This window comes from Citrobacter sp. RHBSTW-01044, from assembly GCF_013781945.1.
Classification (GTDB): domain Bacteria; phylum Pseudomonadota; class Gammaproteobacteria; order Enterobacterales; family Enterobacteriaceae; genus Citrobacter; species Citrobacter braakii.
In genome coordinates this window covers 2,667,390-2,682,624 of record NZ_CP056180.1, presented here as the reverse complement: position 1 = coordinate 2,682,624, position 15,235 = coordinate 2,667,390, and the positions used below count along the sequence as shown (strand labels likewise).

Annotated in this window: 15 protein-coding genes; 13 read left to right on the top strand and 2 right to left on the bottom strand. The window is 52.1% G+C overall.

The window, feature by feature from the left end; all coding sequences use genetic code 11:
• Window positions 1–275 precede the first annotated feature (275 nt).
• The 7 genes from HV352_RS12955 to ves all read left to right on the top strand — a co-directional run bounded on the left by HV352_RS12955 (window position 276) and on the right by ves (window position 8,062).
• Complete coding sequence (locus HV352_RS12955) at window positions 276–1,496, top strand: aspartate aminotransferase family protein (RefSeq protein ID WP_181634807.1); 1,221 nt, start codon at window positions 276–278, stop codon at window positions 1,494–1,496.
• Window positions 1,493–2,527, top strand: coding sequence for an arginine N-succinyltransferase (astA, locus tag HV352_RS12950; protein ID WP_016152846.1), 1,035 nt, complete (start codon window positions 1,493–1,495; stop codon window positions 2,525–2,527). Before HV352_RS12955 ends, astA begins: the two co-directional genes overlap by 4 nt.
• On the top strand, window positions 2,524–4,002 hold the full coding sequence (astD, locus tag HV352_RS12945) for a succinylglutamate-semialdehyde dehydrogenase (protein ID WP_181634806.1): 1,479 nt from the start codon (window positions 2,524–2,526) through the stop codon (window positions 4,000–4,002). The genes astA and astD overlap by 4 nt, the downstream gene beginning before the upstream one ends.
• A complete protein-coding gene (gene astB, locus HV352_RS12940; RefSeq protein ID WP_075847319.1) occupies window positions 3,999–5,342 on the top strand; it encodes an N-succinylarginine dihydrolase in 1,344 nt (447 codons plus the stop codon). Before astD ends, astB begins: the two co-directional genes overlap by 4 nt.
• Entirely contained in the window at window positions 5,335–6,300 is a 966-nt protein-coding gene (astE, locus tag HV352_RS12935) for a succinylglutamate desuccinylase (protein WP_047358615.1), read from the top strand. Before astB ends, astE begins: the two co-directional genes overlap by 8 nt.
• A gap of 349 nt (window positions 6,301–6,649) precedes the next feature.
• Window positions 6,650–7,135, top strand: coding sequence for an ATP-independent periplasmic protein-refolding chaperone Spy (gene spy, locus HV352_RS12930; protein WP_003030629.1), 486 nt, complete (start codon window positions 6,650–6,652; stop codon window positions 7,133–7,135).
• A 351-nt stretch (window positions 7,136–7,486) separates the two neighbouring features.
• On the top strand, window positions 7,487–8,062 hold the full coding sequence (gene ves / locus HV352_RS12925; protein WP_016152850.1) for an environmental stress-induced protein Ves: 576 nt from the start codon (window positions 7,487–7,489) through the stop codon (window positions 8,060–8,062).
• Here the strand turns inward: ves and cho are convergent.
• Window positions 8,022–8,909: an excinuclease Cho gene (gene cho, locus HV352_RS12920; protein WP_196093927.1), complete on the bottom strand. Its 888-nt coding sequence runs from the start codon at window positions 8,907–8,909 to the stop codon at window positions 8,022–8,024. The genes ves and cho overlap by 41 nt on opposite strands.
• 133 nt (window positions 8,910–9,042) lie before the next feature.
• Entirely contained in the window at window positions 9,043–9,873 is an 831-nt protein-coding gene (nadE, locus tag HV352_RS12915) for an ammonia-dependent NAD(+) synthetase (protein ID WP_181634805.1), read from the bottom strand.
• A gap of 210 nt (window positions 9,874–10,083) precedes the next feature.
• Between nadE and osmE the strand changes: the two genes are divergently transcribed.
• From osmE to HV352_RS12885, 6 genes are all read left to right on the top strand, one after another.
• A complete protein-coding gene (gene osmE / locus HV352_RS12910) occupies window positions 10,084–10,425 on the top strand; it encodes an osmotically-inducible lipoprotein OsmE (protein WP_003030621.1) in 342 nt (113 codons plus the stop codon).
• A 297-nt stretch (window positions 10,426–10,722) separates the two neighbouring features.
• Window positions 10,723–11,043: a PTS N,N'-diacetylchitobiose transporter subunit IIB gene (gene chbB, locus HV352_RS12905; protein WP_003832547.1), complete on the top strand. Its 321-nt coding sequence runs from the start codon at window positions 10,723–10,725 to the stop codon at window positions 11,041–11,043.
• An 86-nt stretch (window positions 11,044–11,129) separates the two neighbouring features.
• Window positions 11,130–12,488: a PTS N,N'-diacetylchitobiose transporter subunit IIC gene (gene chbC / locus HV352_RS12900; RefSeq protein WP_003030619.1), complete on the top strand. Its 1,359-nt coding sequence runs from the start codon at window positions 11,130–11,132 to the stop codon at window positions 12,486–12,488.
• A 54-nt stretch (window positions 12,489–12,542) separates the two neighbouring features.
• Window positions 12,543–12,890, top strand: coding sequence for a PTS N,N'-diacetylchitobiose transporter subunit IIA (gene chbA, locus HV352_RS12895; protein ID WP_003030618.1), 348 nt, complete (start codon window positions 12,543–12,545; stop codon window positions 12,888–12,890).
• A 10-nt stretch (window positions 12,891–12,900) separates the two neighbouring features.
• Window positions 12,901–13,743, top strand: coding sequence for a transcriptional regulator ChbR (gene chbR, locus HV352_RS12890; protein ID WP_085951046.1), 843 nt, complete (start codon window positions 12,901–12,903; stop codon window positions 13,741–13,743).
• 124 nt (window positions 13,744–13,867) lie between these two features.
• Window positions 13,868–15,223: a 6-phospho-beta-glucosidase gene (locus tag HV352_RS12885; RefSeq protein WP_103283882.1), complete on the top strand. Its 1,356-nt coding sequence runs from the start codon at window positions 13,868–13,870 to the stop codon at window positions 15,221–15,223.
• Window positions 15,224–15,235: the final 12 nt, after the last annotated feature.

The following is a 15,235-nucleotide window of genomic DNA, read 5'->3' as shown; positions in this document are numbered from 1 at the left end:
ATAAATTTCGTATACGATCACAATTCCAGAATTATATTTGGCGACTGAATAAAATTGCGTTTTTTCCTCTGTTTAGTCATCTGGTACGCAAACATATTCACTTTATATGCACATACAGTGAATATCGTCAGGTTGTAACTCGTTGATATTCCGTCACCGCCCTCCGTTTATGCACTTTTTTCGCTGGCTGGCACGAAGCCTGCAATCTACATTTACACCGCAAACACTATATTTATTAACATATAAATAACCTTTTATTTACCGTTGAGGTCGCTATGTCTCTGTCAATTACGCGTGAAAATTTTGATGAATGGATGATGCCCGTATACGCTCCGGCCCCTTTTATTCCGGTGCGTGGCGAAGGTTCACGTCTGTGGGATCAGCAGGGTAAAGAGTATATCGATTTCGCGGGAGGCATTGCGGTTAACGCGCTGGGTCATGCACATCCGGCATTGCGCGAGGCATTAAACGACCAGGCGAGCAAATTCTGGCATACGGGAAATGGCTACACCAACGAGCCGGTGCTGCGCCTGGCGAAAAAGCTGATTGATGCCACTTTTGCCGAGCGCATTTTCTTCTGTAACTCTGGCGCAGAAGCTAACGAAGCGGCATTAAAACTGGCACGTAAATATGCCCACGATCGTTTTGGTAGCCAGAAGAGCGGCATTGTGGCGTTTAAAAATGCTTTCCATGGTCGCACGCTGTTTACCGTCAGTGCCGGAGGACAGCCCGCCTATTCACAGGACTTCGCGCCGCTGCCGCCGGATATCCGCCATGCCGTGTATAACGATCTCGACTCTGCCAGCCAACTGATTGATGACAACACCTGTGCGGTTATTGTGGAGCCGGTGCAGGGGGAAGGCGGCGTAGTGCCGGCAACAAACGCCTTTTTGCAGGGGCTGCGTGAATTATGCGATCGCCATAATGCGCTGTTGATTTTTGATGAAGTTCAGACCGGAGTTGGTCGTACCGGCGAACTGTATGCCTACATGCACTACGGCGTTACGCCGGACCTGCTGACGACAGCGAAAGCGCTGGGCGGCGGTTTCCCCATCGGCGCACTGCTGGCGACAGAGCGTTGCGCCAGTGTGATGACGGTCGGTACGCACGGTACAACCTACGGCGGAAACCCGCTGGCCACTGCGGTGGCGGGAAAACTGCTGGAAATTGTTAACACGTCGGAAGTGCTTAACGGAGTGAAACAGCGCCACGACTGGTTTGTGGAGCGTATTAACGCCATTAACGAACGTTTTGGACTGTTTAGTGAAATTCGTGGACTCGGACTGCTGATTGGCTGTGTGCTGAACGCGGAATTTGCCGGGAAAGCAAAACTCATCTCGCAAGAAGCGGCCGTTGCCGGAGTGATGGTGCTGATTGCTGGCGCTAATGTGGTGCGGTTTGCGCCAGCGTTAAACGTCAGCGAAGAAGAAATCGCCACCGGACTGGATCGCTTTGCGCTGGCCTGCGAACGCAGTAAAGCAGGAGGTTCATCATGATGGTGATTCGTCCCATTGAACGCGCTGATATCACCGCGCTGATGCAGCTTGCCAGTAAGACCGGCGGCGGGTTGACCTCGCTACCGGCGAATGAAGCTACGCTGATGGCGCGTATCGAACGTTCGCTACAAACCTGGCGCGGTGAGTTGCCCAAAAGTGAGCAGGGATATGTGTTTGTGCTTGAAGACAGCGCCAGCGGAACCGTGGCAGGGATTTGCGCCATTGAGGTGGCGGTAGGGCTTAACGATCCCTGGTACAACTACCGGGTCGGTACTCTGGTGCACGCCTCGAAAGAGCTGAACGTGTATAACGCGCTGCCGACGCTGTTTCTGAGCAACGATCACACGGGCAGTAGCGAACTTTGTTCTCTGTTTCTCGATCCGGACTGGCGTAAAGAAGGCAACGGCTATTTGTTGTCGAAGTCGCGCTTTATGTTTATGGCGGCCTTTCGTGACCGGTTCAATGAGAAGGTCGTGGCCGAGATGCGCGGCGTGATCGATGAACACGGCTACTCTCCGTTTTGGCAAAGCCTCGGCAAACGTTTTTTCTCAATGGAGTTCAGCCGGGCGGATTTTCTCTGCGGAACCGGGCAAAAAGCCTTTATTGCTGAACTGATGCCTAAGCATCCGATTTATACCCATTTCCTGTCTGACGAAGCGCAGAGCGTGATTGGTCAGGTGCATCCGCAAACGGCTCCTGCGCGGGCGGTGCTGGAGAAAGAAGGATTTCGCTACCGCAACTACGTCGATATTTTCGACGGCGGACCGACCCTGGAATGCGATATTGACCGGGTACGGGCTATCCGTAAAAGCAGGCTGGTGGAGGTGGCTGAAGGGCAGCCTGCGCCGGGCGACTATCCTGCTTGTCTGGTTGCCAATGAAAATTATCAAAATTTCCGCGTCATGTTGGTTCGTGCCGACCCGGATACTCAGCGTCTGGTACTGACGGCGGCGCAACTGGACGCCCTGAAATGTCACGCGGGCGACCATGTACGTTTTGTGCGTCTTTGTGCAGAGGAGAAAACAGCATGACATTATGGATAAACGGCGACTGGTTGACGGGGCTGGGCGAGCGTCGGGTGAAAACCAATCCCGTAAGCGGTGATGTACTGTGGCAGGGGAATGATGCAGATGCAGCCCAGGTGGCGCAGGCGTGCCGGGCCGCGCGCGCAGCCTTTGCCAGTTGGGCTAAACAGCCCTTTGGCGCACGCCAGGCCATTGTTGAAAAATTTGCCTCATTGCTGGAAAGCAATAAAGCCGAACTCACACAGATTATCGCCCGGGAAACCGGCAAACCCCGTTGGGAAGCCGCTACAGAACTGACGGCGATGATCAATAAAATTGCCATCTCCGTGAAAGCCTGGCATGCGCGTACCGGAGAGCATCACAGCGAATTACCGGATGGCGCAGCGACGTTGCGCCATCGCCCGCACGGCGTGCTGGCAGTTTTTGGCCCGTATAACTTCCCTGGCCATTTACCCAATGGTCATATTGTTCCGGCACTGCTGGCAGGCAACACATTGATTTTCAAACCCAGCGAGCTGACGCCGTGGACCGGTGAAGCCGTGACAAAGCTGTGGGAGCAGGCGGGATTGCCGCCGGGTGTGCTGAACCTGGTGCAGGGCGGTCGCGATACGGGGCAGGCGCTGAGCGGGCAGGACGATCTCGATGGCCTGCTGTTTACCGGCAGTGCCAATACTGGTTATCAACTGCATCGACAGCTATCCGGCCAGCCGGAAAAAATCCTCGCTCTGGAGATGGGGGGCAACAACCCGCTGATTATTGAGAACCCGGAAGATATTGATGCCGCAGTGCATCTGACTATTCAGTCCGCGTTTGTCACCGCCGGACAGCGTTGTACCTGCGCCCGTCGCCTGTTAGTTAAAAAAGGCGCGCAGGGGGATGCGTTCCTGACGCGCCTGGTGGACGTCAGCCAGCGTTTAATGCCCGGCAACTGGGACGCAGAACCGCAGCCATTTATTGGCGGGCTGATTTCCGAACAAGCCGCGCGGCATGTCTATGATGCCTGGCAGCGTCTGGAATCGTTAGGGGGCCGGACGCTGTTAGCGCCACGTCTGGTGCAAGCCGGAACGTCACTGCTCACCCCAGGGATCATCGAACTGACCGGGGCGGCGAACGTACCCGATGAAGAGGTCTTTGGACCGCTGCTTGGCGTCTGGCGTTATGACAGCTTTGATGACGCAATTCGTATGGCGAACAACACCCGCTTTGGATTGTCGTGTGGGTTGGTTTCCCCCGATCGCAGCCAGTTTGATCAACTGCTGCTTGAGGCGCGGGCCGGGATCGTCAACTGGAATAAGCCGTTAACCGGCGCGGCGAGTACAGCGCCGTTTGGCGGCGTTGGCGCTTCCGGGAACCATCGCGCCAGCGCGTGGTATGCCGCAGATTATTGCGCCTGGCCGATGGCAAGTCTGGAATCACCGGCCTTAACGCTGCCAACGACGCTTAGCCCCGGCCTGGATTTTTCTCGCGAGGATAAGCTATGAAAGCCCGTGAGGTAAATTTTGATGGTCTGGTGGGGCTGACCCACCACTATGCGGGGCTGTCATTTGGTAATGAGGCCTCAACCAAACATCGTTTTCAGGTATCGAACCCGCGTCTGGCGGCGAAGCAGGGTCTGCTAAAGATGAAAGCGCTGGCGGATGCGGGATTTCCCCAAGCGGTGATCCCGCCTCATGAGCGGCCGTATATTCCGGTGCTGCGTCAGTTGGGCTTTACCGGCCGCGACGAACAGATACTGGAGAACGTGGCGCGTCAGGCGCCTCACTGGCTCTCCAGCGCCAGCTCCGCATCGTCTATGTGGGTGGCGAATGCGGCAACGGTCTGCCCTTCAGCCGATGCGCTGGACGGGAAAGTGCATCTGACGGTGGCGAATCTGAATAATAAGTTTCACCGTTCGCTGGAAGCGCCGACCACCGAAGCGTTGCTACGGGCGATTTTCCGTGATGAGAATAGTTTTACGGTCCACGGTGCGTTACCCCAGGTTGCGCTATTCGGTGATGAAGGTGCGGCAAACCATAACCGCCTCGGCGGGGATTACGGCGACCCTGGCGTACAGCTGTTTGTTTACGGTCGTGAAGAAGGGAATGCGTCCCATCCGAAGCGCTATCCGGCGAGGCAATCCCGTGAGGCCAGCGAGGCGGTCGCCCGACTGAATCAGGTTAACCCGCATCAGCGCATTTTTGCCCAACAAAACCCGGACGTTATCGATCTTGGCGTGTTTCATAACGATGTGATTGCGGTGTCGAATCGCCAGGTACTGTTTTGTCATCAGCTGGCGTTTGTCAGACAGCAGGCGTTGTTCGAGCAGTTACGCAGTCAGGTGGCAGGTTTTACCCCGCTGGAAGTCCCGGCTGCGGAAGTGTCGGTGCAGGATGCGGTGACTACCTATCTGTTTAACAGCCAGTTACTGAGCCGTGATGACGGTTCGATGATGCTGGTCCTGCCGCAGGAGTGTCGGGAGCATGCGGGCGTGTGGCGGTATTTGAACCGTCTGCTCGAGGAAGACAATCCGATCGATGACCTGCAGGTATTCGATCTGCGTGAAAGTATGTCCAACGGCGGCGGTCCGGCATGTCTGCGCCTGAGAGTGGTGCTTACGCCACAGGAGCTGCAGGCCGTAAATCCGGCGGTTATCATGAACGATACGCTGTTTAACACGCTGAATAATTGGGTCGACCGTTACTATCGCGATCGTCTTACCGCCGCCGACCTTGCCGACCCGCAGCTGTTGCGTGAGGGGCGTGAAGCGCTGGATACGTTGACGCAATTGCTCAACCTCGGCTCTGTGTATCCCTTCCAGCAGGAGAGGACCAGCCATGGATAATTTTCTGGCCCAGACGCTGGCAGGGATAACCCCCGAGACAACCGAGGGCACAGCTCGCGGCTTTTCCTGGCAGTGGATTGGTCATGGGATTCTGGAGCTGACGCCGGACACTCCGGCGGAATATTCGCTGGTGCTGTCTGCGGGGATCCACGGCAATGAAACGGCCCCGGTAGAGATACTTGATTCAATTCTCTCCAGGCTGTTTAGCGGTGAACTAACGTTGACATGGCGGCTGCTGGTGATTCTGGGGAACCCGCAGGCGCTGGCGGCGGGACAACGTTATTGTCATAGCGACCTGAACCGTATGTTTGGCGGCCGTTGGCAGATTTTTGCCGCGAGTGAAGAAACGCACCGAGCCCATCAGCTTGAGCTGTGTCTGGAGGATTTTTATTCGCGGGCGAAAGAGCCAGTCCGCTGGCATCTGGATCTGCACACCGCGATTCGCGGCTCGCAGCATCTGCGCTTTGGCGTGTTGCCACAACGCAACGTTGCCTGGGACGAAGATTTTTTGGGATGGCTGGGAGAGGCAGGGCTGGAGGCGCTGGTTTTCCATCAGACACCTGGCGGCACGTTCACCCATTTTAGCGCTGAACATTTTGGCGCGCTGGCCTGCACGCTGGAACTGGGTAAAGCGCTGCCGTTTGGACAAAACGATCTGACTCAGTTTGCGCAGACGGCAGATGCGCTGGCGAAGCTGCTAAAGGGCGAGCGAATGTCACTGGGAGAAACATCTCCGCTGCGTTACCGCGTGGTGTCGCAAATCACGCGGCGTAGCGACGATTTCATTCTTCACATGGATAACCAGACGCTCAACTTTACCCCTTTTACAGAGGGCACCTTGCTGGCGCAGGACGGTGATGAACGTTTTACCGTCACCCATGATGTTGAATACGTTCTCTTTCCAAATCCAAACGTGGCCTGTGGTTTACGTGCCGGATTGATGCTCGAAAAATTGTGACAAATATATATGCCCTTTTGGTTTATCCCTAAGGGCTTATTTTTACGTGCTGTTTTTATTTATTACGGATTATTCCTGGTGAATTGCTTTCTTAATAATCAGGGATGAGGTATAGTTCTTCATAATCCCTTCAAAATCATCCCGTTGTAATTTTTTATTGCAACTCTGCGCAATTTATTCTTTTTTTCTCCATAATTGATGAAAGTTTGTTTTTTACACTTTCATTGTTTTACCGTTGCTCTGATTAATTGACGCTTAAGCCGGTAAAGTTAATCTCGTCAACACGACATCACATTGCATAAGAGTCGCATGAGTGTCGTAAAAATAACTGAAAGAAAGGATAGAAATTATGCGTAAACTGACTGCTCTGTTTGTTGCCTCTACCCTGGCGCTGGGCGCTGCTAACCTGGCCCACGCCGCTGACACGACAACAGCTGCGCCAGCTGATGCCAAACCAATGATGCACCACAACGGTAAGTTTGCCCCGCATCACGACATGATGTTTAAAGACCTGAACCTGACCGATGCGCAGAAACAGCAGATTCGCGAGATCATGAAAGGTCAGCGTGATCAGATGAAACGTCCGCCGCTGGAAGAGCGCCGCGCAATGCACGACATCATCGCCAGCGATAGCTTCGATAAAGCGAAAGCGGAAGCGCAGATTGCGAAGATGGAAGAACAGCGCAAAGCCAACATGCTGGCGCATATGGAAACCCAGAACAAGATTTACAACATTCTGACCCCGGAACAGAAAAAGCAGTTTAATGCCAATTTTGAGAAGCGTCTGACAGAACGTGCCGCGCAGAAGGGTAAAATGCCGCAAGCTGCTGAGTAATCGTTCAGCGTCTACACTATATCATTCACGCTGTGTGTGCTGATTGCCGCACAGTGTGAAACCAAACTCAAGACCGCCGCTCTTGTCCACAACACGTTTAACGAGGTGGGCAGGATCGGCGGTTTTTTCTTTGCTGCCTCTTGCACCGCGCTTGTGACACGTTATTCTCCTGAAGCCCGCGAAAATTCCACCTGGAGGGCGCGTTGTTCTTTTTTGCAAAACACCGGGTTCATCGCTAAGGCAAATCAACTCTGCTGCCGATAACAATAATCTGCAGGGTGAACATAACAATGATGATTTATGGCTGCCTGTTTACGGTGGGCTGCCGTGCTGCGCCTTTCTGGAGGGATGATGGAATACTTTGATATCCGCAAAATGCCGGTCAATCTGTGGCGAAATGGTGCGGGAGAAACGCGTGAGATTTGCTGTTTTCCGCCAGCAACACGAGATTTTCACTGGCGGGCGAGTATCGCCTCCATCGCAGCGAATGGAGAGTTTTCTCTTTTTCCCGGCGTAGAACGCGTGATTACCCTGCTGGAAGGTGGAGAAGTGACGCTGGAAGAGCCGAACACCTTCACGCATACCCTGAAACAGCATCAGCCTTTTACCTTTGCCGGTGACAAGGTGGTAAAAGCGAAGCTGACGGAAGGGCAGATGTCGATGGATTTTAATATCATGACCCGACGTGATGTCTGCCAGGCAAAAGTCAGAGTTGCCGATCGCACCTTTACGACCTTTGGTTCGCGCGGCGGCGTAGTGTTTGTTATCAGCGGAGCCTGGCAACTGGGTGATAAGTTGTTGACCGTCGATCAGGGTGCAAGCTGGCACGACGGTAAACACACGTTACGACTGCTGGAGCGCGAGGGGAAACTGCTGTTCAGCGAGATCAACTGGATGCCGGGGCATTCTCCGGACTCAGTTCAATAATGTCATATTGACCAGACAGAATAGGCCGGCAGAGAATTTTGTAGCCATCTTGATCAAAGCCGGCCGGCATTCGCGCCAGTGTAGCTGCCTCATCCAGCGTTGAAACGGCTCCCAGCCACAGCCAGTTATTGATGATATGGTACTGCGTCATTTCAGCGCGGGTTTCCTGCAGCGCAATGGCATTGCTCCACGGCCAGCAGATTACGCGCACTCTTTCCAGGGCTTCTACCAGACGCACATGATGCGCTTCAGGGCTTTCTTTCCCACAGCAGGCTCCGGCGCAGCGTTTAAGCGCGGAGCGAAAACAGGCGCGCCCGTGGCTGAGGGGTTCCAGCCCCAACAGGCCGTAGCACAGCTGTTGTTCATCGGCGAGGCTTTGCAGCGTCTGTAGCGCTGCGCGGCGGTTGGCAAACAGGCCAAACAGATTGGGGGCGTGGGAGAAATCAATATCTCGTGCGTAAACCACCTGAACCGTTCGGTCGGTAAGCTGCAAGGCACACAGCTGGCGATTGCGTCGCAGCCGTTTGTTAAACAGGGGCTGCTGTTCTTTGATAAGCCGCGCTTCCAGCAGCAGGGCGCCAATTTCTCCGGCCGTACAAATCCAGCTAATGCGCCTGGCCTGACGCAGCATACTCGCTTCGTCTGCGGTACGCAGATGCGCCAGCACACGGCTGCGAATATTGACACTTTTACCAATATAAAGCGGCATGGTGTCGCTATCACTGTGAAACAGATAGACGCCTGGCGCGGTGGGAAGCGCACTCAAAAACGGGCGCAGGTGCTCGGGATATTCATAGATTGCCGCTGCCTCAAATGTCAGACGAGGGGCTGATTGACGCTGTACCACTGTTGACTCCAGATGCTGGTTATTCATCCAGTATAGCAGTTTGAGGACGATTAAAAAAGCGGCATGAGATTCAGCAGGCTAATGCCAAATAGGGCCAATCCTGGCGCTACCCGGCATTTTGAAGGGAAAAGGATTACGCTTTTTTCCAGAAATCATCAAACACGGTGATCGGTGTGCGACGTTTATGCTCAGTTTTCACGTACCAGCCTTCAATTTTTTTCGCGACGTCGGGATCCAGCGTTTTTCCTTCCAGATAGTCGTCGATGTTGTCGTAAGTGACGCCCAGTGCGGCTTCATCCGGCAGAGAAGGGCGATCGTCCTCGAGGTCGGCAGTTGGTGCTTTCTTATATAAGTGCTCCGGGCACCCCAGCGCGGCGAGCAGTTGTTTGCCCTGGCGCTTGTTCAGACGAAATAGTGGGTTAATGTCGGTACCGCCATCGCCGTACTTAGTGAAAAATCCGGTGATGGCTTCTGCAGCATGATCGGTACCCACGACAACTCCGCTGGTCATGCCGGCGATACTGTATTGTGCCTTCATACGTTCACGGGCTTTTTCATTGCCACGCACAAAATCGCTCAGTTCAATACCCGCTTCACGCAGGGCCTGCTCGCTGGCCAGCACCGCGCCCTTAATATTGACGGTCAGTACGCGGTCCGGTTGAATAAAGGCGATGGCATCCTGGCAGTCCTGCTCATCGGCCTGAACGCCATACGGTAGGCGTACGGCAATAAACTGCAGGGCGTCATTACCCGTTTCTTTTCGCAGCTCGGTGATCGCCATCTGGCACAGTTTTCCCGCGAGCGTTGAGTCCTGTCCGCCGCTAATTCCCAACACCAGTGATTTCAGAAAGGGGTAGGTCTGCAGATACGATTTCAGGAAATCCACGCTGCGGTGAATTTCTTCTTCTGCATCGATGTGCGGTTTTGCGCCAAGCGCCTGGATTATCTCTTGCTGCAGAGTCATTTAACCCCCTCCGAAAAATAAAATGATCAAAAAAATGATGTGTTAAAGCTAACGCGTTGAGGCCCAAACGACAAGGGATGCGAGCCTGATATAGCATCATTTTGTTTTAATAGAATTTTCCGAAACCACCTAAGTATCCTCTGATTGCTTGAAAAATGCGTTGTTGTGCTCCAGGCTTATATAACACGCTGAAATACAAGAGGACGGAATATGAACAAGAATCTAACAGGAATTCTGAGCGCAGCGGCTGTTTTGACTATGCTGGCAGGGTGTACGGCCTACGATCGTACGAAAGACCAATTTGTTCAGCCCGTGGTGAAAGATGTGAAGAAAGGGATGAGCCGGGCGCAGGTAGCGCAGATTGCCGGTAAACCGTCTTCCGAAGTCAGTATGATCCATGCGCGTGGGACGTGTCAGACCTACATCCTGGGTCAACGAGATGGTAAAGCTGAGACCTATTTTGTTGCTTTAGATGACACCGGACACGTGATTAACTCTGGCTACCAGACCTGCGCAGAGTACGACACCGACCCGCAGGCAGCGAAGAAGTAACAACTGTTTATTGCCTGAGCACTCGGGAAAACCGGCCACTGCGCCGGTTTTTTTATGTCACACGATCTTAATTATTGACGCGAATTATTTGCCTGAAGTGTGAGGGTGGTCATAACGCCAGGTCAAGGAGAGACAATTTAGTTGGTCAAGGAAATACCATCCGCCGGTGCAATCCCGTATACTCATTTCAGCCACCTAAAAAAGTAATTTAGCTGACGCAAGTTACCCAGAGCATGGATGCAGGTTAGGGCTTGCGGAGTGTCTGGTGACAGATAATCGCACATGAGGATCGTTTTAATGGAAAAGAAACACATTTATCTGTTTTGTTCTGCGGGCATGTCGACTTCATTGTTGGTTTCGAAGATGCGTGCTCAGGCCGAAAAATACGAAGTACCGGTTATTATTGAAGCGTTTCCTGAAACGCTGGCCGGAGAAAAAGGTCCAGTGGCCGATGTTGTATTATTAGGTCCACAAATTGCTTATATGTTGCCCGAAATTCAGCGTTTGTTACCCAACAAGCCTGTGGAAGTGATTGACTCGCTGCTGTATGGCAAAGTCGATGGTTTAGGCGTGCTTAAGGCTGCGGTTGCAGCAATTAAAAAAGCCGCAGCAAATTAATTATTTTATTTTAATTTTCCCGTCAAAGAGTTATTTCATTAACATTCACCGTAATTATTAATTGCGGTATTTAAGGGTATTTTTCTATGAGTAACGCTATTGCTTCACTTGAAAAGGTACTCCTTCCTTTTGCTGTAAAAATTGGAAAGCAGCCACACGTTAATGCAATCAAAAACGGTTTTATTCGTTTAATGCCGTTAACCCTCGCAGGGGCCATGTTTGTATTAATCAATAACGTTTTCCTAAGCTTTGGGGAGGGGTCGTTTTTTTATTCAATGGGCATTCGACTTGATGCTTCAACTATTGAAACGCTGAATAGTTTGAAAGGCATTGGTGGAAACGTCTATAACGGTACGCTGGGTATCATGTCATTGATGGCGCCGTTCTTTATCGGTATGGCGCTGGCAGAAGAACGCAAAGTCGACTCACTGGCTGCCGGGCTGTTATCCGTCGCCGCGTTTATGACCGTAACGCCATATAGCGTGGGTGAAGCCTATGCCGTTGGCGCGAACTGGCTCGGCGGTGCCAATATTATTTCCGGTATTATTATCGGCCTCGCGGTCGCGGAAATGTTCACCTTTGTGGTCCGTCGCAATTGGGTAATTAAATTACCTGATAGCGTACCGACATCCGTGTCGCGCTCTTTCTCTGCGCTGATTCCTGGCTTCCTTATCCTCTCCATTATGGGGATCATCGCCTGGGCATTGAACACCTGGGGTACGAACTTCCACCAGATCATCATGGATTCCATTTCAACTCCGCTGGCATCGCTGGGCAGCGTAGTGGGCTGGGCCTACGTTATTTTTGTTCCGCTGCTGTGGTTCTTCGGTATTCATGGTTCACTGGCGCTGACCGCGCTGGACAGCGGTATCATGACGCCATGGGCGCTGGAAAACATCTCCATTTACCAACAGTTTGGTTCCGTAGACGCCGCGCTGGAAGCCGGAAAGACCTTCCACGTCTGGGCGAAACCGATGCTCGACTCCTATATTTTCCTCGGGGGTAGCGGGGCTACGCTGGGTCTGATTATCGCTATCTTCCTGGCATCGCGTCGTCCGGATTATCGTCAGGTTGCTAAACTGGCACTGCCGTCAGGCCTGTTCCAGATTAACGAACCTATCCTGTTCGGTCTGCCGATCATCATGAACCCGGTGATGTTTATCCCGTTCATTCTGGTGCAGCCGATTCTGGCGGCGATTACGCTGGCAGCTTATTACTCCGGCATTATTCCACCGATTACCAACATCGCACCGTGGACCATGCCAACCGGTTTGGGCGCGTTCTTTAACACCAACGGTAGCGTCGCTGCTCTGCTGGTCGCGCTGTTCAACCTCGGTATCGCCACGCTGGTTTACCTGCCGTTCGTGGTGGTAGCCAACAAAGCGCAGAACGTTATTGATCAAGAAGAAAGCGAAGAAGATATCGCTAACGCATTGAAATTCTAAATTTAATCCGGCATGGCTTCACTGTCATGCCGGACTGAACCAGAGGAAAAAAGTATGTTGGATATCGAAAACATCGTCGACACGCAGTCAGAAGCAGAAGAACTCGAAGAAGTGGTGATGGGTCTCATCATCAACTCCGGTCAGGCGCGTAGCCTGGCGTACGGCGCGCTCAAAATGGCCAAGCAAGGCGATTTCGAGTCAGCTAAGGCTATGATGGACCAGTCTCGCCTGGCGCTGAATGAAGCGCACCTCGTGCAAACGAAACTGATTGAAGGCGATCAGGGCGAAGGTAAAATGAAAGTTAGCCTGGTGCTGGTTCATGCTCAGGACCACCTGATGACATCAATGCTGGCGCGTGAGCTGGTGACTGAACTGATTGAGCTTCACGAAAAGCTGAAATAGCGAGGAGTGCATAATGCAGCTACAGATTAACGCACCGGAAATCAAAACCGTCTATGAGCAGCAGCTGTTTAATGGCAAAAATTTCCATGTGTTCATCTATAACAAAACTGAGAGCATCAGCGGGCTGCATCAACATGACTACTACGAATTTACCCTGGTTTTAACCGGGCGCTATTATCAGGAAATCAACGGTAAACGCGTATTGCTCGAACGCGGGGACTTTGTTTTTATTCCATTGGGATCGCACCACCAGAGTTTTTATGATTTTGGGGCGACAAGGATCCTGAACGTCGGTATCAGTAAACGCTTTTTTGAACAGCACTACCACCCGCTGCTGCCATTTTGTTTCGTTGCATCGCAGGTCTATCGGGCGAATAATTCGTTTCTCACCTACATTGAAACGGTTATTGCATCACTAAACTTTCGCGAGAGCGGACTGGATGAATTTGTAGAAGTGGTCACCTTCTATATTATTAACCGGTTGCGCCATCATCGCGAAGAGCAGGTGCTGGATGATATTCCGCAGTGGCTTAAAACCACCGTGGAGACCATGCATGACAAACGGCAGTTTAGCGAGAATGCGCTGGAAAACATGGTACACCTGTCCGCGAAATCCCAGGAGTATCTGACCCGCGCAACCCAGCGTTATTACAGCAAAACGCCGATGCAGATCATTAATGAAATCCGCATTAACTTTGCTAAAAAACAGCTGGAAATGACTAACTATTCTGTAACGGATATTGCTTACGAATCTGGCTACAGTAGTCCAAGTCTGTTTATTAAAACGTTTAAAAAGCTGACGTCATTTACACCTAATAGCTATCGTAAGAAATTAACTGAATTTAATCAGTAGATATTATTTGCCAATAACCCATTTTTTATAGCTTGCCCAAAATAGCGTCGGGACAGCCACGCTATACCTGACAAACGGGTTGAGCATAATACACGTCAGTGTTTTGACACTGAAGGGAGAAAGTATGAGCCAGAAATTAAAAGTCGTCACTATCGGTGGCGGGAGCAGCTACACCCCTGAGTTACTTGAAGGCTTTATTAAGCGCTATCATGAATTACCGGTTTCTGAATTGTGGCTGGTTGATGTCGACGATGGAAAAGAGAAGCTGGACATTATTTTTGACCTTTGCCAGCGCATGATCGATAAAGCTGGCGTGCCGATGAAGTTGTTTAAAACGCTGGACCGCCGTGAAGCGCTGAAAGATGCTGATTTCGTTACCACCCAACTGCGCGTAGGGCAACTGAAAGCTCGCGAAAAGGATGAACGCATTCCGCTGAGCCACGGGTATTTGGGGCAGGAAACCAACGGCGCTGGTGGGCTGTTCAAAGGTCTGCGTACTATTCCGGTTATCTTTGATATTGTCAAAGATGTGGAAGAACTGTGCCCGAATGCGTGGGTGATTAACTTTACTAACCCGGCCGGGATGGTGACGGAAGCGGTCTATCGCCATACGAATTTTAAGAAATTCATCGGTGTATGTAATATTCCTGTCGGCATGAAAATGTTCATTAGCGATGTGCTGGCGCTGAAAGAGAGCGATGACTTATCCATCGATCTGTTCGGTCTGAACCATATGGTCTTTATTAAAGACGTACTGGTGAATGGTAAATCACGCTTTGATGAACTGTTGGATGGCGTGGCTTCAGGTCAACTGAAAGCCTCCACCGTGAAGAACATCTTCGATCTGCCGTTCAGTGAAGGTTTGATTCGCTCGCTGAAGCTGCTGCCGTGCTCATATTTGCTCTATTACTTCAAGCCAAAAGAGATGCTGGCGATTGAAATGGGTGAATACTATAAGGGCGGCGCTCGCGCTCAGGTGGTACAGAAAGTGGAGAAACAACTGTTTGATCTGTACAAAAATCCGGATTTGAACGTGAAACCGAAAGAGCTGGAACAGCGCGGTGGAGCCTATTACTCCGATGCGGCCTGTGAAGTGATCAACGCCATCTACAACGACAAACAGACCGAGCACTATGTCAACGTTCCACATCATGGGCATGTTGACAATATCCCGGCGGACTGGGCGGTTGAGATGACCTGTATACTGGGACGCAACGGCGCCACGCCGCACCCACGTATTACCCATTTTGATGAGAAAGTGCTCGGCCTTATCTATACCATAAAAGGCTTTGAAGTCGCGGCGAGCAATGCGGCACTGAGCGGCGAACTGAATGATGTGCTGCTGGCGTTGAACCTGAGTCCGCTGGTGCATTCTGACAGCGATGCCGAGATTCTGGCGCGTGAGCTGATTCTGGCGCATGAAAAATGGCTGCCAAACTTCGCCGGGTGTATCGAGAAACTCAAAAGCGAACAACACTAACTGAGGTCGGCT